The organism is Gimesia aquarii (assembly GCF_007748195.1).
Classification (GTDB): Bacteria; Planctomycetota; Planctomycetia; order Planctomycetales; family Planctomycetaceae; genus Gimesia; species Gimesia aquarii.
This window is the reverse complement of the sequence record NZ_CP037920.1, coordinates 2,620,638-2,642,064: the sequence shown is the minus strand read 5'-3', so window position 1 is coordinate 2,642,064 and position 21,427 is coordinate 2,620,638. Positions and strand designations below refer to the sequence as shown.

The 21,427-nt window shown below is 44.5% G+C and carries 17 protein-coding genes and 1 pseudogene; 10 read left to right on the top strand and 8 right to left on the bottom strand.

All coding sequences use genetic code 11. The annotated features are described in order from the left end of the window. Positions 1 to 298: 298 nt before the first annotated feature. On the top strand, positions 299 to 823 hold the full coding sequence (locus V144x_RS10565) for an RNA polymerase sigma factor (protein ID WP_197998961.1): 525 nt from the start codon (positions 299 to 301) through the stop codon (positions 821 to 823). Further along, positions 813 to 1,985 (top strand): hypothetical protein, encoded by a 1,173-nt coding sequence (locus tag V144x_RS10560; protein ID WP_144985131.1) that lies wholly within the window; start codon positions 813 to 815, stop codon positions 1,983 to 1,985. Before V144x_RS10565 ends, V144x_RS10560 begins: the two co-directional genes overlap by 11 nt. A gap of 199 nt (positions 1,986 to 2,184) precedes the next feature. On the opposite strand, the gene V144x_RS10555 is transcribed toward V144x_RS10560, so the two are convergent. The 3 genes from V144x_RS10555 to V144x_RS10545 form a co-directional block, all read right to left on the bottom strand. Next, positions 2,185 to 3,777 (bottom strand): alpha-L-fucosidase, encoded by a 1,593-nt coding sequence (locus V144x_RS10555; protein ID WP_144985130.1) that lies wholly within the window; start codon positions 3,775 to 3,777, stop codon positions 2,185 to 2,187. 257 nt (positions 3,778 to 4,034) lie between these two features. Further along, positions 4,035 to 4,466, bottom strand: a complete 432-nt coding sequence (locus V144x_RS10550; protein ID WP_144985129.1) for a carboxypeptidase-like regulatory domain-containing protein — start codon at positions 4,464 to 4,466, stop codon at positions 4,035 to 4,037. A 227-nt stretch (positions 4,467 to 4,693) separates the two neighbouring features. After that, positions 4,694 to 5,659, bottom strand: coding sequence for a DUF1559 domain-containing protein (locus V144x_RS10545; protein WP_144985128.1), 966 nt, complete (start codon positions 5,657 to 5,659; stop codon positions 4,694 to 4,696). A gap of 153 nt (positions 5,660 to 5,812) precedes the next feature. On the opposite strand from V144x_RS10545, the gene V144x_RS10540 reads away from it, so the two are divergent. The 3 genes and pseudogenes from V144x_RS10540 to V144x_RS10530 all read left to right on the top strand — a co-directional run bounded on the left by V144x_RS10540 (position 5,813) and on the right by V144x_RS10530 (position 8,429). Next, positions 5,813 to 6,967, top strand: a complete 1,155-nt coding sequence (locus V144x_RS10540; protein WP_144985127.1) for an AraC family transcriptional regulator — start codon at positions 5,813 to 5,815, stop codon at positions 6,965 to 6,967. Positions 6,968 to 7,081: 114 nt separating this feature from the next. Continuing rightward, complete coding sequence (locus tag V144x_RS10535; protein ID WP_144985126.1) at positions 7,082 to 8,050, top strand: MJ1477/TM1410 family putative glycoside hydrolase; 969 nt, start codon at positions 7,082 to 7,084, stop codon at positions 8,048 to 8,050. Positions 8,051 to 8,056: 6 nt separating this feature from the next. Further along, positions 8,057 to 8,429: pseudogene (locus V144x_RS10530) on the top strand (lactonase family protein). Positions 8,430 to 8,505: 76 nt separating this feature from the next. On the opposite strand, the gene V144x_RS10525 reads toward V144x_RS10530, so the two are convergent. Together V144x_RS10525 and V144x_RS10520 are read right to left on the bottom strand one after the other, a co-directional pair. After that, complete coding sequence (locus tag V144x_RS10525; RefSeq protein WP_197998861.1) at positions 8,506 to 9,105, bottom strand: SOUL family heme-binding protein; 600 nt, start codon at positions 9,103 to 9,105, stop codon at positions 8,506 to 8,508. Between the two features lie 32 nt (positions 9,106 to 9,137). Further along, positions 9,138 to 9,797, bottom strand: coding sequence for a CIA30 family protein (locus V144x_RS10520; protein ID WP_197998860.1), 660 nt, complete (start codon positions 9,795 to 9,797; stop codon positions 9,138 to 9,140). 302 nt (positions 9,798 to 10,099) lie between these two features. Here V144x_RS10520 and V144x_RS10515 point away from each other — a divergent pair, with 302 nt between their 5' ends. The 5 genes from V144x_RS10515 to V144x_RS10495 all read left to right on the top strand — a co-directional run bounded on the left by V144x_RS10515 (position 10,100) and on the right by V144x_RS10495 (position 14,568). Next, complete coding sequence (locus V144x_RS10515) at positions 10,100 to 10,546, top strand: MarR family winged helix-turn-helix transcriptional regulator (protein ID WP_144985125.1); 447 nt, start codon at positions 10,100 to 10,102, stop codon at positions 10,544 to 10,546. A gap of 69 nt (positions 10,547 to 10,615) precedes the next feature. Further along, a complete protein-coding gene (locus V144x_RS10510; RefSeq protein WP_197998859.1) occupies positions 10,616 to 11,164 on the top strand; it encodes a carboxymuconolactone decarboxylase family protein in 549 nt (182 codons plus the stop codon). Between the two features lie 223 nt (positions 11,165 to 11,387). Further along, entirely contained in the window at positions 11,388 to 11,840 is a 453-nt protein-coding gene (locus V144x_RS10505; protein WP_144985123.1) for a hypothetical protein, read from the top strand. A gap of 152 nt (positions 11,841 to 11,992) precedes the next feature. Then, positions 11,993 to 12,748 carry a hypothetical protein gene (locus tag V144x_RS10500; RefSeq protein WP_144985122.1) on the top strand — a complete coding sequence of 252 codons (756 nt, stop codon included), beginning with the start codon at positions 11,993 to 11,995 and terminating at the stop codon, positions 12,746 to 12,748. Positions 12,749 to 12,927: 179 nt separating this feature from the next. Further along, complete coding sequence (locus tag V144x_RS10495) at positions 12,928 to 14,568, top strand: solute:sodium symporter family transporter (RefSeq protein ID WP_144985121.1); 1,641 nt, start codon at positions 12,928 to 12,930, stop codon at positions 14,566 to 14,568. 5 nt (positions 14,569 to 14,573) lie between these two features. Here V144x_RS10495 and V144x_RS10490 read toward each other — a convergent pair whose 3' ends face one another. The 3 genes from V144x_RS10490 to V144x_RS10480 form a co-directional block, all read right to left on the bottom strand. Beyond that, positions 14,574 to 16,037 (bottom strand): DUF1501 domain-containing protein, encoded by a 1,464-nt coding sequence (locus V144x_RS10490; protein WP_144985120.1) that lies wholly within the window; start codon positions 16,035 to 16,037, stop codon positions 14,574 to 14,576. 2 nt (positions 16,038 to 16,039) lie between these two features. Next, the gene (locus V144x_RS10485) at positions 16,040 to 19,198 is read right to left on the bottom strand and encodes a PSD1 and planctomycete cytochrome C domain-containing protein (RefSeq protein ID WP_144985119.1); all 3,159 of its coding nucleotides are present in this window, start codon (positions 19,196 to 19,198) and stop codon (positions 16,040 to 16,042) included. A 300-nt stretch (positions 19,199 to 19,498) separates the two neighbouring features. Then, entirely contained in the window at positions 19,499 to 20,992 is a 1,494-nt protein-coding gene (locus V144x_RS10480) for an aldehyde dehydrogenase family protein (protein ID WP_144985118.1), read from the bottom strand. Between the last annotated feature and the right edge of the window lie 435 nt (positions 20,993 to 21,427).

Here is a 21,427-nt window from a genome sequence, read left to right as displayed (position 1 = left end):
GTCTGCTGGAGAATTAAGAGAATTACAACATAATTGGCATTAGGCTCTCGCTTACCGAATCCAGGTTTCGTAGCAGGATGGATTCACATTCTGTCCCTATCCACTCCTGAATAGAGCTGGGCGATCTTCTAAAATTGTAGTCAGTAAGATAGTAAATATTTAAAAGGACTAATTCACTTATCTGAGCTATCAGATCCATTTTGATCACTTCTTAATCAGGAATTTTTATATAATTTTGGACTTTTCTGTAAGTCAACGCTTGATAGAGCTACCAATACTACTGAAAGGAGATTTTGCGTTGCTGAACGATGATGAAAAGTCATTATTCTTGAACTGGCTAGACGAGAATGGCGCCACTGTAATGAAGGTTGCGCGTGCTTATACCCTCACTAGTGAGGAATGTCAGGACCTGGCTCAGGAAATTCTGCTGCAAGCTTGGCGATCCCTACCAAACTTCGAGCGTAAGGCTGCTCCTGCAACGTGGTTTTATCGAGTCGCACTACAAACCGCTATGAATTGGAATAGAAAGGACAAACCGCGACGATCAAAACAACAACCGTTACTGGAGGTGCAGGCCATAGCAACTGACTGTGTTGACAGCGCAGAGCAAGCTCAGCATCGAGATACCGTTGAACAACTCTACAAAGCAATCAACCAGTTACCGAAAACCGACGCGGCGTTGGTACTGCTTTACCTTGATGAACTCAGCTATCGAGAGATGGCCGAAGTATTAGGCATCTCTGAAAACAATGTGGGTGTGAAATTGAATCGGGCAAAAAAAGTTTTAAACGAACTGATGAAAGGCCAGTCACATGAACCCTGATAGCCATATGAATCCTGATGATTATCAGCAAGCCTGGCAGGCGCATTCGTCGCAGACACGTGTCATCATTGATGCCGATTTACTACGCAAAGAAGCACAGCGTGACCAGATAAGTTTCCGATCTGCGATCTTCTGGCGCGATTTTTGTGAAATAGGGATCGCATTGCTCATGATTCCGTTATGGTTCTACCTGGGAGCTGTGACATCTTCGCCATGGACATGGTATTTGACAGTCCCGGTTCTCGTTTGGATGGCCGGGTTCATGTTGGTATATCGAATGCGGCACAAGCAAAAGCCCAGTCAACCGGATGAACCACTCCTTATTTGCGTGAAACGCTCAGTAACCGAGGTAGAGGATCAAATCTGGTTGCTCCGCAATGTCTTCTGGTGGTATTTGCTCCCCCCCAGCATTTCAATCATGGCATTTTTTGCCCAAGTTTCCTGGGAGTCACGATCTGAAGGCTGGTTGGCTGCTCTGATGTTCTTCATCGGGCTCTCCATCTTTTTATTCGCATTATATTCTTTCATCTATTATCTAAATAAAAGATACGTACATTTGCAGCTAGAACCAAGACGACAGGAACTATTGACCTTGATTACAAGCCTCCGAGATGAAACGAACGGTGAAGGCGTAGATGATCGTGTCAGCTTGCCTGGACTGCCCTTTGCACAAGACAGACTTCCAACGTCTTGCACTTCTCCGGCCAAAATAGCCATTGGCTTGTTTACTATTGTGGTCATCATGCTGTTCCTGGTTTACATGATCAACATGGCGATTACTTCAAACTCCTCTCACCTTACCAGTGAAGGCTATCCGAAGATATCTCCCTTCGCCGGAGTGCGATGGCAAGAATCCCAACCAGAAGTCAAGCTCGGAGAGGAGTGGTTTAAGCTCGAATCACTGAACAATGTACCTGCCGATGAGATCATAGCCTTTAGCCAACGAACCTACGAGGACTTGTGGCGCAAAAGATTCGAAGAAGACCTGGTCGAACTCCTAACTCGTATGGGTTACCCACCAGAAGACACAGTTACGTTGGTTGTTCAACCACTGACATCCACCCAGACGCAGGTTCGGGTGAACGTTCCTATGACAAAAGCGAATCGACGGGCGATCCGGGAAGAGGCCCGAAAGCGAAAGCATGACACTTCGGAGCCATAGCAAAAATATGTGACATCGTCTCGATCAAAACAGGAGGCAGTTCTATAAACGCTTCTTATGTTGAAGCTAAAAATTCAGTACTGGAATTGTCAAAGTTCCGCTGTTGTCATGTCATCGAAGATATTCAGTATAATGGTTAATGACATGAGTCGTTCCCATCACGACTTTGATTCACCCTGGTTGCCTTTATGGTCAATCTCTATTCAATTTTTAGTACCACAGCAAAATCACAAGGACTTTTTTCAGGTAAGATCACTTTCAAAGAAGTGCTGGTTTGCTTCCACTTCACTGAATCTTCAGAGCCAAGCAGCTTAATCCTTCTGACATTCTTCAGTGTACCATTATCTTTCTTAGCCAAAGATTTGATCAAAACCTGCCGTTCTTCCGGCCAACCAAGAATAATGGCATAGAGAGTATCACCTCGAGTAGTGAAGCGAATATCCTGGGCAGTAAATCCCTTGTTTTTCTCTTCCTGTTTTTCACCTTCGATGGTCACACTGGGCCCTTCTCCATAAGTTAACCAGGGACGTGTTTCGTAAATCGCCTCTCCATTCATTTTCAGCCATCCGCCAATTTTTCGTAACATGTCCTGTTCCATCTGGGGAATGCTGCCATCAGGTTTGGGACACACATTGAGAAGCAACACCCCATTTTTTGAGACGATATCAACCAGATCATCTACGATTAAATTCACAGGTTTGTAGTGCTGATCACGGATATGTCCCCAGGAATTAAAGCTGACACAAGTATCCGTTTGCCAAAGTAGCGGGCGAATCCCCGCCAGCTTGCCGCGTTCGATATCCAACACGGCTGCGTTTTCCGGAAATGCGTTCAATTTATAATTCAGCACAACCTCTTGATGATTTTTTGCTGCATCGTTGTAGTAGTACGCAGCAAATTTTTTGAGGTGTTTTTGAAACGGATTGGTGTCATAGGATTTCACCCAGATCGGAGAAATCCCAAAATCAAACCAGATCAGATCAGGATGATATTTTTCTACCAGTTCACCCGTACGGGCTAGCCAATGGTTTTTAAATACCATGTCCTGTGGAGGCCAGGGTTTACTCAAGTCATACACATCATCCGCGTATAGAAATTCATGATCACGACCATACAGATCAAAATAGTGAGGATTAACATTATCAAAATGTGGCTTACGTGGAAAGTACGCCCAATTAAATGCACGATGACTGGAAACCCCAAATTTCAGCCCCGCTTTGCGAGTTTCTTTTTCAAGTAAGCCAATGATATCTCGCTTAGGCCCCATGTCGACTGCATTCCAACGCGTCAGATTACTATCGTACATAGCGAAACCATCATGGTGTTCTGCGACTGGCACTACATAGCGTGCTCCCGCATCTTTGAAGAGTTTTACCCACTGCGCCGCGTTAAAATTATCTCCCGTTAATAAGGGAATGAAATCTTTATAACCAAAATCCTTGTGGAGACCATAGGTTTTGGCATGATGTGCATAAGTATTTCCACGCCATGTTTTTTTATCGATATACATCCAACGGGGATACCACTCACTTCCAAAAGCGGGCACGCTGTAAGCCCCCCAATGAATAAAAATTCCAAACTTGGCATCCTGATACCACGTTGGAATCTTGTATTTTTCGAGAGAGTTCCAATCAGGTTGAAAGGGGCCTTTTTGAGCACCAGCTTCAATCTTCTCAAGAAGTACGCTTTCTGAGAGTATCGGCTGCTGCTTATCTTGCGCATTCGCCTCAGACGAAGCCAAGCCAATGAGTGAAGATAAAGTTAGAACCTGAATGACCCATGAAGAGGGCATGAAAATTCGCCTTTGATAGAAAGCTAAGGAGGTAGTACCACTAGAACATCAGTACTTACCATTATAACTCTCTGTCTCAGCAAATACACCTGAAACTCGTCCGCTCAGTCCTCCTTAAATACATGCTCAGAAACAATTTCACATGAATTTTCCGCTTTCATTAGCTTTAAATTCTCAATCGTTCATTAACAAACATTGTTCTGACACACTCAATCGTTCAATCAGAGTATAAATCAAAGGAGTAGAAATAATGGACACTATTCTGATTTTAAGGAAAAATCGACCACGTTCTCATCATCCAGAGAAATGTTAGCCGTCAACTTAGTTTTATTTTCGTTGTGATATTTCGCCGGGATCGATTCTTCCCGCGCGCCAACAAAATTCCCTTCATCATCATATTTTTGTCCGCGCGTCGTGATGGCTACTTTGAACTTTCCAGGGGGGCACCCTTTTTCATTGATATAGATCAATTCGTACTTTCCGTCTGGGTTGCTAACTCCGATTGCACCCCGCGGTGCTCCTCCCTCGGTGGGCATGAACATCACCCTGGCGCACTCGACAGGATTTCCGTCAAGGGTGATGGTTCCAGAAACATGCGCAAGTTCGGGACGATCGCCACGATCACCGCAACCAACCTGTAATAACAGGAACGACAAAAAGAACAGAACAAGACATTTGGCGCGAGACATGTTTGACCTCCCTTTAAATTAGATTATGAATTGAGATAGGAATTAGTGAGAGAGACTCAAGAATGATGAACTCCTCTCAAGAATTATTTGAGTTAGACACATTTCTGAAGAACGTATCTTGTGAAAGTTTTACTTTGAATGAAACCGGGGAGAGGAAAACAAAAAGGCTCTTCCGCACCCCGGATTGTTTTGGTGGTTAAGACTGTTATGCCTGAACCAAATCATTTTTAGAATTCACCGATCACTTCAGAGTCATTAATGGCACATAACAATTCATAGACGGCATTATCGTGCCCCCAACCACCGCCACCTTGATTCACATTTTCACTCACAAAGCGAACCGCTCCATCACAAAGAAGGAAATGAAGTCCTCCAACATGTTGACTGGAAGTCGCGCGATCAAAAGCCCAGTGCAAAGTATCATTCATGGGAACGCCTGCTGCAAAACTTACATCGGGAATCCCTCTCCAGTCACCCGTCGAACCCGACGTTCCAAATGCAGTCCCGGCTCTTCCGTTATTTCCTCCGGATACAGGAAGTTTTCCATAAACACGTTCTCCCACTAGAATCGTATTGCTCGTCCCATCAATAATATCACGAATTCGAACTTTACTATTTTTATAAAAAATACCTGTAGGGCGATTCCAGAATTCCGTCCCAACTGGTTCCACCATTCTCGAAAAATTATGTCCCGCACTCCCCACATAATTAGATCCTGCAACAAAATGAGGTTGATTTGCCGAGTCTCTGATTCGACGTGAATCGTTAATCTCAGGCTTTGGATCGGAAGGGCATGAGAAAACGGGCAGTGGTGTCGCAGCTACACTTGCCAACACGGGGTCAGCTAAAGCCTGTGCCAGACTTTGACCAGAAACATCCATTTGATTGTATAATGCAGCCTGATCAAGAAATGGGAAGCAGTAAGCGGGCCATCCCCAGTTTCCTTGCTCTGTATACCCATTCGCATCGTCATTTTGTGCTGAAATTGCAGGAGGGAAAGTGCGGTGCACATCGTGATAGTTATGGAGCGCCAAACCAATCTGTTTCAGGTTATTTTTGCATGTACTCCTTCGAGCAGCTTCTCGGGCCTGTTGCACTGCAGGAAGCAACAAAGCAATCAAAATGGCAATAATGGCAATGACTACCAACAATTCAATGAGCGTAAAACCACGACGCCTGGTTAAGCTTTTCATGAAATCTTCCCTTGAAAATAGATAGAAATGATTTGTGTGATATTTAATGATTTTTACGCTGAAATTGTGTGGTGACAATGAGATTATGAGATAAAATATTAAGGTTTTTTCACACAACTTTATTTCTTAAATAATCCAATAGATAATCTGACTATGGCTTATCGACCGCAGATTGCTGTTCTTGTGGAAACATCCAAAACATATGGGCGCGGGATTATTGAGGGAATTTCCCAATATGTAAGGAGCCATCGTCACTGGTCTATTTTTATCAACGAACGAGGTTTGGATGATCCTTTACCTGAGTGGATTGAGCAACGCCCCACTGATGGAATCCTGTTAAGAACTTCCAACGCGACTGTGTTTGATGCAGTCAAGAAACTCAAGATTCCCACAGTTTCACTTGGGGAAATATATGATCCCCATTTTCCCATCGTACACACGAACGATCGACGCCTGGCGATTTTGGCTGCTCAGGAATTTCTACATCGAGGTTATAAAACAATCGGTTTTGCGGGTATTCAGGGCACAACCTGGTCAGACATTCGATATCAAGCTATCGTCAATTTTCTAGATCAATCAATATTTCACTCCTGCTGTGATCCATCGAACGCTGAAGGTGGCCTCTTAGACTGGCCAACTCATCAAGCGGAATTGACAAAGTGGCTCCAGGAAATTCCCAAACCAGCAGGGATCATTGCAGCTTATGATGTCATCGGCGTTCGGGTGTTAGACGTTTGCAATGAACTTGGGATTGCCGTTCCAGCCGAAGTTGCCGTCATTGGAATTGATGATGATCAGTATCTTTGCGAACTTGCAAACCCACCTTTGAGTAGTGTTGCACACAGTCTTCAGGAAATAGGATATCGTGCATGTTCCGTTTTGGATCAAATTATGCAAGGAGGAGCAGTACCAGATGAGCCAATTTTGATTGAACCACAAGGTGTGATTGCGCGTCAGTCGAGTGATATTTTTGCCATCGATGATCCACTCATTGCAAAAGCAATTCAATACATTCGTGATCATGCCTGTGATGGAATCAATGTGAATGATGTGCTAAAAAGATTCCCATTAACAAGAGCCACATTGACACGCCGATTCGAAAAGTACATTGGGCACTCTGCCAAAGAAGAAATCATGCGATTGCAAATGATTCGTGTAAAAGAGCTGCTGACGGAAACCGATTTCAATCTGGAGAAAATTGCAAAGCTCTCTGGATACAATCACGTCGAACACATGAGCACAATCTTTAAAACCAAAAATGCAATCACCCCAGGCAAATATCGCGAAAGGTCAAAAACAGAATCTTGAAAATTCAATCAAGTACTATGGAGATGATTCAATTCTTGCCCTATATGACAATGCTATTTGATAAACTACAAAATGACTTTTTTCACTGTTACAATCCGTTGAGTATAAAAACAAATGAATCACCTTTCTCACCTATTATATTTGTTTTTTGTCTTCACACCAATTCTTCTCCATGGGGAGGAAAGAATCACTTTAAATGCAAGGTCAATGACCTATGTCCTTCAAGCTGAAAAACTTGCCTCTTCTAGAAATGAGGCGGTCAAGAGACTGGCATCGAGCGGACGTGATCTCATCGTTTTAGATTATGCGTATAATACAGATATAAATGGACTATGGACTTCAGAGGAAATCGAGAGTATTCGTAAAGGTAAGTTTGCTCGCAAAGTTGTTGCGTACATTTCAATCGGTGAGGCCGAAAATTATCGTCCCTATTGGCAAAGTCACTGGGATACAAACCAAGACGGCCAGCCTGACAAAGGAGCACCGTCATTTTTGAATACCCTTAATCCAGATTGGGAAGGAAACTATAAGGTACGTTATTGGTGCAGGTCGTGGCAGAATATCATCCTGAAATATGTAGACGAAATAATGAAGCAAGGATTTGATGGAATTTATCTGGATATTGTCGATGCCTTTGAATTCTACGAATATGACGCGAAGAACAAGAAATGGGTAGACAATCGAATAAACCCTGCAACCGGCAATACCTACCGTCAAGACATGATTGCATGGGTCCACAAGATTGCACTACATGCGCGTAAAACCAAACCTCACTTTTTAATCATTCCTCAAAATGCGGCACAACTATTGACAGAACCCGAATATGTAAATTCCATAGATTCAATCGGTATTGAGGATCTCTTCACAACTGGAAATAAAAAACAGAAGCTGGATCACATCGAAGGAATGATCAGATTCCTCAAAAATATTCAAAGAGTCCGCAAGCCTGTCTTTCTCATTGAATATGGAAAGAAGAAAGATTTAAGAGAGTTTTCAGCCAAGAATGCAAATTTTAATAAGATGTTTCTGTTATTCACAAACCGAAATCTCTCAATTCTAGGTACTTCTGCCAGTGAAAACTGAAAGATTATGGATATCCAAATCTCACTTCATCCAAGTGATGGTCCTCGGCATTTTTACCTTCATCATAATAAACGCTGGTCAAATTCCATTCATGAAGAAAGATCAACCATTGTTTTGTTCGATTATGACTCGAAAGTGGGAAAGCTAACTTCACGACAAACAATTTCCATATTGCCATCTGATTTTGTGCGAAGCAATTTTTTCAGCCGATTGCAGATTTGTTTATGCAGGTAACTGTTTACATGACAGCATCGGAATTTTTTCAATTGGTTCTAAGGGCAAACGAAGCTTCATAGCTGAAGAATGGACACGAGAAATTTACTCACGCAGTTTCAGTTTCGATCCTACGGGAATTGATGAATTGAGCCTTTCAGATTAGTGATTTTAATTAATCTGATGCGATAAACAGATAAGCTTGTAATAAGATCATCGATTTTGACTTTGGTTGAATAGTTTTACTTCAATCGAATCAGAACTTCATTGCGGCGGAAGGGACCGGGAGTCCAGGGAGGATCGTAGCCCGCGTACTCAGAATCACCATCAGCAATCAGACCTTTTTTGCTCATCCACTTGCGTAATTTTTCTTCTTCTTTTGCGACTGTTTTTTCATTTAATCTTCCGTTAAATCGGATCACGGCAAAACGCCCACCAACACGTTTTTGCACTCGAACTTTCTTATTAACCGGCTGGGGAACACCTTGCTTCGTGACGATTTTTGGGACAACAAATCCCATTTGACCTGATTCCTCAGAGCCTTCAGGTTCCATGAAAACGGGTGTCGTCATAGCTACTTTTTGCTGATCGTCATTGGCACCGTCTATATAACGAAATAATCGCATAAAGCTTCCATCGTCACCTTGCGAATCAAACTGCATATTGGTCGTTACCAGCGTGAGGTCTGGATATTCGCGAGTTTCAAAGGAGTTCTCTGATTCAAGTAACTTGTATTCGGCTGATTCATAAGCACTTCTGGCTGTCAACTTCCAACCAAAATAGCCAAGTAAGCTAACTACGATGACAACACTGAAATAGATCATTCGTTTTCTAACCATCATAAATTCACTTTCTAACCATCATAAATTCACTCTTATCTTTGTTCTTTTAGTGCGGCTTCCACTTTTATCCAATCGACTTCAAGTTTGAACGGACCTGCTTTTTTGTCGCCGAGTAAGAAACCAATTGAATTTACTTGTGGTGCGTTAACTTGACCAGCGTTATCGGCAGTTCGCCCAAATGAAGTGGCGACAAAGTCTTTAAGTGGAAATCGTAATTCAATCCATTTGTCTTTTTCCGTTTTGAATTCCATACGATAAGAAAATGCAACACGACGTATTGGCAGGTATAGATTTAATGAGTATTTTCGACCATCACCTTTCACCCGTGTCAGGAGTATGTCACCAACCTGCAGGTTCAGCTGTTTGGGTCGCGAACGAACTGAAGCAAAACCGCCGTTATTTTCGAGTGACAGAGTACCAAAGAATTCCAGTATTCCCTCATTCGAAATTCGAAAACGCCCCTCTGAAATGCCCCCCATTACACCGTCATTGACAGTTTGCCACTGGTTACCAGCCTCCTGCTTCGAAAAGTCAAACAAGACCCGTGGCTGCTGAGCATAAGAAACCTTAGTCAGTTGATAGAGTGGACCTGCTGAAATAAGACGATCATCACCTTCAACTCGGATCGTCGTTACTGAAAAGACTAAAATGAAACAGGCTATGATCAGCATCACCTTGAAAAAATAAGCCATCAATGATCCCCTTAATTTCTCAAGCATTTTTTATCTAAATACTTGTTAATTACAGGCTTCCATGAAACGAAATCAGGTCCGAAGATTAAAACATCAACATAACGTTTTATAGGTGTAAGAGGAGATATGACAAGTCCTTATAGGCTGATTAATTTTCCACCTCACAGTATTGATGTGTCAAATTCCAATGTCAACCAAGGTTTTGGCGATGATGATCGCCCAATAAGATGCAGATTATCTTTTTTTGATTATTTCGTTGACATTGTCATTTTTTCTGTATATACAGATATAAGGAGGTAACAATGTCAAACAGAAAAAAATCATTGGGTGCAGAATTGATTCCCCAATCGTGTATCGCATTACGAATGCGTTTGGCCAATCGTGTGATTACTAAGATTTATGATGACGCGCTGCGACCATTAAAATTGCGCGTACCGCAATTGGCAATGCTCGCGTTTGCTGAAGAACAGGGGCAACTTCGACAGGCCGATATTTGCAGTCAGTTACAACTCGATGATTCCACACTAAGCCGCAATCTGGATCGAATGCAATCCAATGGATGGTTGGAAGAAACCATCGGAGAGGATGCCCGTGAACACCCTTATCAGCTCACAACTGAGGGAAGAAAGTTACTAAATCAGGCAATTCCCCTCTGGAGCGAAGCACAGCAGAAAGCACGTGAGCTCTTAGGTAAAAGCGGAGTAGAAACACTGCAATCATTTGCGAGACAACAGGGATTCGGAATGTAATATTTTTTAACAATTTATCTGTATATGCAGGTTTTTAAAAAAATTCGAAATGAAATAAGGAGAAGAATTATGCCTTACTTGACATCTCAAAATAACATGAAGGGAATCGCAGACGCTTTTCTGCGCGATCCGGATCTCTATCATCCGCTGCTTGAATATATCAATCAAGTCATGACACGCGAGTCGCAAGTCAGTATTCCGGAACGAGAAATGATTGCCGCTTATGTCTCCGTGCTCAACGGTTGTGATTTTTGTGTGGGCGTTCATCACCAAACTCTTGAAGCTTTTGGTATCGCACAAAGTGTGATTGATCAACTTGGACGCGATACTGCCTTCGAAGTTCTAGAAGAACGTATGACGGCAGCGCTTTATTTTGCTGAAAAACTGACACAAGACCCTCATCACATCAGGCACGATGATATCCAGCAACTTCTCGACCAGGGATGGACGGAGCAAGCCGTTGAAGACATCACTAATGTAGTGAGCCTATTTTCCTGTGTTAACCGACTCGTAGACGCAATGGGCTTCACGGGTGACCAAGGCTACTTTGAACGAATCGGGAGCATGCTGGCAACACAAGGCTATCAACCACTGATCGACAGGCTTAGAAAACAATAATCAGGTACATAAGCCTCATTTTTTTGCAATATATCTGCATATACAGGTTTTTAATTCTATCCACTGAACTGAAAGCAGGAAAAGTGATGCATGTTGACTCATCTTAAGTACTTCCCTGAAGCAAACAGACCTTACTTCAACAACTGAATCAAACACGATCGTCCCACAGTATCAGCTGTCGTGTCAGTGATTCATATTTTATCTCATTAGAAGGAGAAACAGGATGCCAGTCATCGATATCCAATACCAGAAAGGGTCTTTAACTGAAGCTGCAAAAGCTGAATTACCAACCAGACTCGGACAAATCGCAATCGGGTACGAAGGTCTTGAAGGCAGTCAATTTGCCAGGGAATTCACCTGGGTCTATCTGCATGAAATGCCTGCCAACCAAGTGACGCAGGTTTCCGGCGCACCTCCAAAACCAATTTATCGTCTGAGGTTCACCACACTGCAATCACTACTCAACAACGAAAGTAAACATCGATTGGGAGAAGATGTAACTCGCGCAATTTATGAAGCCGAGGGTTCTGCCTGGAATGAAGAAGAAGCATATAACCGCGTGTGGATCTTCTTTGAAGATGTCAGAGAAGGTGATTGGATCGCCGGAGCGCGCATCAATAGTCTCAAAGGCTTGCGTGAGAAGTTAGCAGAGGAGAAGGCAGTTACCACTGGCTGATATACCCTTCGATCGCGGAGTGGTGTTTGATCTAAATCAGACACACTCCGCGGTTTATTTTTCAAATCATATCAAATCTTACGGTGGCTTTGTCAAACTCTTATCAAAAAGAATAACAAGATCAGCACTATTCTTATCTGAGGTATTGAATCATGAAACTCTCGCTCACCCCTTTTCTGCTCATAACAGAACTTGCATTCTTATTATTTGTTTTCCAAAATGCAAAACCCAACAGAAATGTGCCTCCCTGGCGTCTTATGGCTTTCTGGGTATGGATTGTTTTTTATGCAGGTGTAGCAACCTACCTGGGGTATCTAGGAGTTTATGTTTCTGAAGTACTTCTCAATTACTATCCAGGTTTCTGGCTTCAATCTATCACAGTCACCGCCTGTATTACTCCTGTGCTTATGAGTGGGGGCCTTAGGCATGACCTCAGAAGCGCCGTAGATGCAACCATGTGGGAACATTGGATCTATTTTAATATGCTACGACTTGCGGCAGTGGGAACTTTAGTCGGAGCCAGCAGAAACTCGTTTCCAATCTACTTTGAGTTACTGGTAGGAATTCCTGATTTACTGTTTGCGCTATCCACATTTTGGATACTAAAAAGAACAAAAGCGGATCGACTCTCAAGCCGCCAGTTTTTTTACTGGAATCTGATCGGCGCCTTCGTCATCGTCCCCGCGGCACCTCTCTTACTTCAACTTGGCCTACCCGGACCTTTACAGGTATTTGACGCTCAACCAGATGCACGCGCCGTATTTGCTTTCCCAATGTCAATTGCTGCCATGATCGGAGTTCCTCTCTTTGTTTTGGTAAATCTCCTCGTTGCATGGCGTCTGTTCGAGCAGAGAACGAAACAACCTGTCAAAATCAAACAAACGCTTGAGCTTAGGCGATTAAAATAAATTAACAAAAGTAACAAACAGAGTGCATTGAATAAAAAATGAGGAAGAATAATGGAAGCTGCGTTAGTGGAAATTAGAACGAAGGATGTGTAATGTATTGCAACACTGTTTAATAAACACCTTATAAATATTTAACACTCCTAAATCATAGTCTAAAGACAATATCTGGACCCATTAACATGCTGCTCACTCTCGTTTCTTTCTTGTTCTTTACAGGATTGGTGGCCATCCTCACCTGGTGGATTACACGCCGTGATGACCATGACAGCAGTAGTGGCTACTTCCTTGCGGGTCGATCGCTTACGTTTCCCTTGATTGCTGGCTCGCTTTTGCTCACAAACCTCTCCACTGAGCAGATGGTTGGATTGAACGGTGCGGCTTTCACAGATGGTCTGTGTGTGATGGTTTGGGAAGTGGCCTGTGTTGTCGCTCTGGTCTTTATGGCATGGTTCTTTCTTCCACGCTTCTTAAAAAGTGGCGTAGCAACTGTGCCTGAGTACCTCGGAATTCGATTCGATCACCAAACACAGGTAATTACGAATCTGATCTTCCTGTTGGCTTATGTGGGTATTCTGCTCCCGATCATTCTTTATACAGGGGCAACCGGAATGGTCGGAATTCTAGACCTACCTTCCATGTTGGGTAGCTTGCCGGAATTACTCGGAATCGATCCTGAAACGACCGCTCTATGGCTGATCGTCTGGTGCGTGGGAATCATTGGATCAATCTATGCTTTGTTTGGTGGTTTGCGAACAGTCGCAGTTTCTGACACCTTAAATGGCATCGGTTTGTTTGTCGGCGGTTTTTTGATCACCGGATATGCATTGTCGATGCTTGGTGGCGAGGGTGGTATTTCAGCTGGAACACAGTTGCTTTTGGATCAACAGAAAGAACGTTTCAATTCGATCGGTAGCCCCGAATCATCAGTTCCCTTTGGCACAATTTTCTCAGGTATTTTTCTGTTAAACCTCTTTTACTGGACTACCAACCAGCAAATCATTCAGCGTACCTTTGGAGCCAGCAGTTTAGCTGAAGGACAGAAGGGTGTTTTGTTAACGGGTGCATTGAAACTATTGGGGCCAATTTATCTGGTGATCCCCGGAATGATCGCCTTTACCATGTTTAATGGTCAAAATATTAAAGCAGACGATTCATATGGCTTATTGGTGAGGCATACTTTACCTGATCACTTAACAGGGTTCTTTGCAGCAGCCATGATCGGCGCAATCCTTTCCAGCTTTAATTCCGCTTTGAATAGTTCCTGCACGTTATTCAGTCTTGGACTTTACAAAAATATTCTCAGACAGGAAGCCAGTGAAAAAGAAGTAGTCAAATCTGGAAAAATATTCGGATGGATTGTCGCAGTTGTGGCAATGTGTATCGCCCCCCTGTTAGCAAATACAACCAGCATCTTTGGTTACCTGCAAAAGATGAATGGCATTTATTTCATTCCCATCTTTGCCGTGGTTCTCATTGGAATGCTAACTAAACGTGTCCCTTCGCTCGCAGCAAAAATCGGGCTTGTTGCGGGTTTCGCAGTGATTGTAATAGGTTACTTTGTACCACCGTTTGACATGATCGTCGCCTCGTTACACGACTATCACTTTCTGGGAATTGTCTTCAATTGGCTCATGATTCTGATGTTGGTGATTGGCGAAATAGTCCCCCGCGAAACCGAATTTGTCCAGGAAGACGTCGGAGCCGTTGATATGACACCATGGCAACTTGCCAAGCCGGCTGGAATCATTTTAATTCTGATAGTTTTCAGCATTTACGTTACGTTTGCTGACTTTTCTGTGCTTGGCTCGAACAGAAGTTAAATCGATCACACCAAGATGTCATAAACCACGTGAGCTTCTTCGACCCCGGTTAACCTGGCATCCAGACCACGGTATTTATAAGTCAGCCGACGATGATCAATTCCCATGCAATGCAGGATTGTGGCATTCATGTCGCGAATGTGTACCGGGTTTTCGACAATGTTGTAGCAAAAATCATCGGTCTTGCCGTATTCAAATCCGCGTTTGATACCACCACCGGCCATCCAGATGGAAAAACAACGGCCATGATGATCTCGACCGGCACTCGGACTGCCGATGGTTCCCTGACTATAGACGGTGCGTCCAAACTCACCACCCCAGATAACAAGTGTTTCGTCTAACAATCCTCGTTGTTTCAGGTCCTTGACCAATGCTGCCGAAGGCTGATCCACGTCAAGACACTGATTAGGTAGCTGTCGCTTGAGAGATACATGCTGGTCCCAACCGCGATGAAAGAGTTGAACAAACCGTACCCCGCGCTCAGTCATACGACGCGCTAACAGGCAATTCGCGGCAAAACTTCCTGGTTTTTTTGATTCAGGCCCATACATTTCAAATGTTTTCGCGGTTTCGCTGGAAAGGTCCATCAATCCAGGAACTGACGTTTGCATGCGATAGGCCATTTCGTATGAGTTGATACGCGCCTGGATTTCCGGATCACCAATCTCTTGTGCCTGTCCTCGATTCAATTTTGCCAAATCATCCAACAAGGTCCGTCGTTGTTTACGATCGATGCCTGCCGGATTTGACAAGTATAAGACGGGACTCGAACCAGGACGCAATTTGACTCCCTGATGGCTGGGAGGCAGAAAACCAGAGCCCCACAAGCGATCAAACAAAGGTTGTCCCGGGTTCTTTCCCGTTCCCTGCGAGAGCATCACCATATAAGCGGGGAGATTTTCATTCTCGCTGCCCAGTCCGTAACTCAACCACGATCCTAGACTCGCGTGACCAATTTGCTGTGTGCCCGTGTTGATAAACGTAATCGCGGGATCATGATTAATCGCTTCCGTATTGACTGATTTCAAAATGGTAATGTCATCGGCAATGGTTTGTGTATGAGGCAGTTGTTCGCTGATCCAGGTTTGATGTGCCCCACACTGCTTCATCTCCCAGAAAGGTGCCACTACAGGAAATGACTTTTGTCTGGCTGTCATGCCTGTGACTCGCTGGGTGCCTTTGACAGAATCAGGTAGATCCGTACCATGCGTCTTGCGTAAGATGGGCTTATAATCGAACAGGTCCACATGCGAAGGACCTCCCGATTGAAACAGATAAATAATGCGTTTCGCTTTGGGTGCTATCTTTTTAACGGCATCTGGTACAACTTCAGATTCGGCTTTGGCGTTCTGACTAAATAATTCAGGATAGAGCAGTGAAGCCAAAGCGGCACCACCAATGCCCCGTGCAGATTTCCCTAATAGCGTTCGACGCGTCAGATTTCGCTCGTATTCAAATACAGGATCCATAATTATCCTCGTGTAATAAATTCGTATGTATTGAAAATCATACTCGCTACAGCCGTCCAGGCCGCCATTTCGGCAGCAGGCAATGACTCATCACGGTCTGATTCCCCTTGCGAAAGTAAAGCAAGTGCAGCCATTGGATTTACCTGATAGGATTTCAGTTCACGTTGATATGCTGTTTTGAGAGTATCTGCTTCCCATGTTTCAGGGAGCCGGCCCAGCGCTGCTTTAAACGCAAACTGAACCCGGGAATTGACATCCTGCCCCCCTTCTTTCATTACCCGTTCTGCATAATTACGTGAAGCTTCCACAAACTGCACATCGTTAAGTAATACCAGCGACTGTAGAGGAGTATTCGTCCGTGCCCGACTGATTAAACAGACTTCACGGTTCGGTGCATCAAAAGTTTGCATATTCGGAGGAGGCACTGTGCGTTTCCAATAAGTATACATACTGCGGCGGTAGAGTTTTTCACCATGATCCTGCACAAAGACCTGAGCGGTCGCAGGTGAGCTTCCATAGTGGCTGACTTCCCGCCACAGACCTTCCGGTTGATATGGATTCACACTCGCCCCACCGATGCGCTCGACCAATAAACCTGAAACTTTCAAGGTGGCATCACGAATCATTTCCGCTTGTAGCCGGAATCGTGCACCACGGGCTAAAAGCCGATTTTGTGGATCGTCTTTCCAGAGTTGGGGCGTACCCGCTGATGACTGACGATAGGTCGCTGACAACAGGATCTTGCGCATAATATGTTTAACATTCCAACCCGATTCGTAAAATTCAACTGCCAACCAATCGAGTAATCGCGGATGTGTGGGGGGGTCGCCCTGGGAACCAAAGTCAGCCGAAGTCGAAACAATTCCCTGACCAAATAACATCTCCCAAAATCGGTTTACGGTCACACGTGTTGTTAGTGGATTTTCACGCGAAGTCAACCACTGCGCTAACGCGGTTCGATTTTTCGCCGCATTTTTCGGCAACCCAGGCAAAAATCCGGGCACTCCCGTTTCTACTTTTTCCGTAGGTTGATCATATTGACCACGATTTAAAATAAACGTTTCTCGCGGCTTCTTTGCGGTATTCATCACCATCGTCTCGAACGAATCGGTCAACATCAGGCGGCGTTCTTTCAAATTCGTCAGTTGGTAATGAATGTTTTTGAATTCAGGAGCAATCCGGCTATAGTAGAGATTCAGTGTTGCCGATTGGATTTCATCGCGTTCATTCTGAGCAATGGACAATATCTTTTGAATCTCAATCGGAATATTCGTTCCATCATCAATGCCTGACATACCGAAGATCTTGTAATCGCCGGCCATCAATCTCTTTCCGTAACCAAACTTTCCATCACCCCAAACTAACATGACTGTAATGTAAGGGGATCCTTTTGTTTCATAAGGGCGATCAAAAGTCACGGTCAAATGTTGCTGGCTCTGATTTTGTGGTGCAGGCGACCAACCCGTATGATCACGTGGATCCAAACAGTCCTCAACAGGATATTCGGAATGCGAAGCACTGGCGGTAGTTTTGACAACTTTAAACATCGCGTACAGGTCGACCTGATCTGATGGAACCGTCGTTCCGGAAGCAGCAAAACTTGTCAAAATGAATCCGCCAGGAAAGGTTTCTTTTTTACCATGTCCAATCCCGCCATGAGGTAACTTTTCATTTGGGTAGAACACAAGTCGCAAACCGGTCAGTTTATCGATACCTGGTTTTACCTTTAAAGAAATGGAGGGAGAACGTCCACTGGCAGTTAATGCAAGTACATGCCCTTCTTTACTGATTTCAAACGCGCTACGAGTATTGGGATCAGATACTTTAACTACTTCCAATTCATGCAGTTTTAAGCCTTGTCCACGTTGCGATAGTTCTTGACGCGCTTTCTTTTCCCATTCCGCTAATTTTTTTGTATTGGGATGCCTGAGTTTAGCTTGAAGTCGGGCGATTTCTTGATCGAGAGATTTCAACTCAGCTGCAACAAAAGGAAGTTCTGTTTTCGCTTTCAACTTGGGGCCGGCATTAATTCCGCTATTTCCATCGAGGCCACGATCTTCCAACGTATTGAAATACGCGAAGAACTGATAGAAGTCTTTCATCGTAATGGGGTCATATTTATGATTGTGACATTGAGCACACCCCATCGTTAAACCTAAGAACACTTCCGATGTTGTTTTTACACGATCGACGGTATAGTTCACTAGATTTTCCTGAGGGATCGTGCCACCTTCGTGTGTAATCATATGATTGCGGTTAAAACCGGTAGCCACCTTCTGCCAGGTAGATGCTTCCGGAATTAAATCGCCAGCAATCTGTTCGGTGATAAATTGATCAAAGGGCTTATTTTTGTGAAACGAGTCGATCACCCAATCCCGCCAGAGCCACATGTGACGGCCCCCATCGATTGAAAACCCATTGGTGTCTGCATAGCGGGCCAGATCAAGCCACTTTAGTGTCATCCGTTCTGCGTATTGTGGCGACGCCAGCAATCGATCAACAAGTTTTTCGTAAGCTTTCGGGTCCTTCGAATTCACAAAAGCATCCACTTCCTCAATCGTTGGTGGCAAACCAATCAGATCAAGATAAAGTCGACGAATTAAAGTCGGACGTTCCGCTTCTTTTGCGGGTGAAATCCCCTTCTTTTCCAATCGAGATAACACAAAATAATCGATCTCATTTTGTGGCCAACTTTTTTGTTTGATTGTAGGTTTTTGAGAACGAACCGGTTTGACGTATGCCCAGTGGTCCTGCCAGGTAGCTCCCTGCTTTACCCACTGCCTCAAGAGCTCAATCTCTTCAGGCTTCAGCTTCTTACCTGAATCTGCGGGTGGCATTCGCTCATCCACGTCAGTAGCAAGAATCCGCTGAATCAGTGCGCTTTCTTTTAGATTTCCCGGAACAAGCGCCGCGTTTCCGTCAGTTCTGTGAAAGGCTCCCGCCTTTGTATCCAGACGCAGGTCTGCTTCACGATGTGATTCGTCCGGTCCGTGACAGAAAAAACAATTATTGGAAAGAATAGGACGGATGTCGCGACTGAAATCGATGTTTGATTTTGTCGTGGAAATCTTTGACTTCTCATTCTCAGCTGCAAATAAGGAAATACAAACTATGCCAGCAAAAATCAGTGGCAGACCGATTCGGAGCAAAAGGGAACGCATACTTTCATACCCTGTTGATAATGAGCTTAACACAATCCTGGTGCGTCTCTTTGAAGCCGAACCATGCCATCATAGTCCGGGAGAACAGGTGGGTCCCAGCAAACAGATTGTTATCCTTGATCTTAGAGCGTGAGAATAAGGCCTGTCAAGCAAGGAAACGACGATCTAGTACCATTTCTCACGACTGAAGTCCCCTTGTACCGATAGAATGAACAAGCACGCAGATCATACAAAAAAAGACCCGCAGACATTTCGATAAGAAACGACCTGCGGGCCTGAATATTATTGTGATTAAATGTCTTACAGCGGTCGTACAACCGACAAGCCACGCCAGTAATCGAACAGGGTTTCTACAGACAACACTCCACCGCCCATGCCACTCTTGTTGATGCCGGCATAGGGAATTCCGTGTGCAAAAACGTTATGTGCATTGATCCAGCTATTGCCGGCACACATCGCTTCGGCAACACGAGCCGCACGAGACAGATCAGACGACCAGACACTATTGGCCAAGCCATAATCTGTGCTGTTCGTCATTGCAATGGCTTCTTCTTCACTCTCAAAGGGAGCCAGATACGCCACAGGACCGAAAATTTCTTCCCGAGCCGCTACGTTATCTAAGGAACCTGCCATGAGTGCTGGTTTTACATAGTACCCTTTGTAACCGGGAACATCAGCAACACCACCTTCGAGAATACATTCAGCACCTTCTGACTGTCCTTTTTCCAGATAGGAAAGCACACGCTTGTGTTGTTTCTCATTCACAACAGGCCCCATTTGCGCGGTATCGTCCAATTGATAACCGATTTGCACATCCTGCAGACGATCAACACACTCACCGACAAATTCATCGTAGATGTTCTTATGGACCAGCCAGCGCGTTGCGTCACAGCAGACTTGCCCCGTATGGAAGGTAATCGCATTGACCAGTTTTTCTGCCGTATCTGGAATGTCGACATCATTAAAAATTACCGCGGCTCCTTTGCCTCCGAGTTCCAGTTTCACCGGTACCAGATTCCGTCCACAGGATTCAGCCACCAGACGACCCACTTCAGGAGAACCAGTAAATGACATACGTTTGAGCTTAGGATTTCCGGACAACGCTGCTCCTGCCTCGGAACCAATTCCGGGAACCACATTTATCACACCGTCGGGAATGCCGACTTCTTTAGCCAGTCGTCCCAGATAGATCGCCGACATTGGTGTATCCTCAGCCGGTTTGATCACCACCGTATTTCCCGCAGCCAATGCAGGAGCAATTCCCCAACCAATCAACAGGAATGGAAAATTCCAGGGAAAAATAAATCCACAGGCACCATAAGGCTGTCGCACAGTCCACGCTTCATGATTTTTCACCGCCAGAACCGAACGACGTTGAACGTTCTGAGCCAGATCGGCAAAGTAACGAATGGTATCCACAAAGTTCTGCACATCGCCTTGTGCTTGTGCTTCAATCTTACCAGCGTCCAGTGATTCGAGTTGAGCGATAATACACTTTTGCTTTTCGACAGCGTCTGCCAACCGATGCAACAAGGCGCTGCGCTCGTTCTGAGGCATCTGTGCCCAACCAGTTTTCTTGAATGCTTCGTCAGCGACATCGACGGCCTGATCAATATCATTCGCTTGAAAGCTAAAGACCTCTGCGAGTTTAGCCCCTGATCCGGGATCTGAGGTGATGAAGGTTTCACCACCCGTAGACTCCACTTCTTTACCGCCAACAATTCCTTTCAGAATGCCGCTTTCGAGGAAAGAGTTTACTTCAGGATAAAGGTCGTTTGCTGTGGTGGTTGACATCGTGCGCTCCTGTTCAATGAATTTCAGAAATGACGGACTCGAACCTCGATCTTCAAAACATCATTTGTTTGAACCAAGGCTGATTTCTTGCGTAACTTACCCCCGACCGCCTCCTGCTGCCTTCATTCATCATAACCAGAAAACATCCCGAATTTAAACTCAAAACGCGGTTTAGTTTGGCAGTTCACTATGATCTGGCCATGGCAAAGAAAATGCCTTAAATCGACCGCCTGATAAAAGAGACAGGCAAACCAATTGAGTGGGCTTATGAAGTCTGGGACAAGCTGGTGTCGGATCTCAGCCACAAAAATAATCGCCGGCAGTCGATTGCCGCACAATTGCTCTGCAATCTGGCGATGAACGATCCGAAAATCCCAAAGCTCGCTAACGAACTGATCGAAACCGAAACGAAATGTTAGAAAAAGTACCAGACGG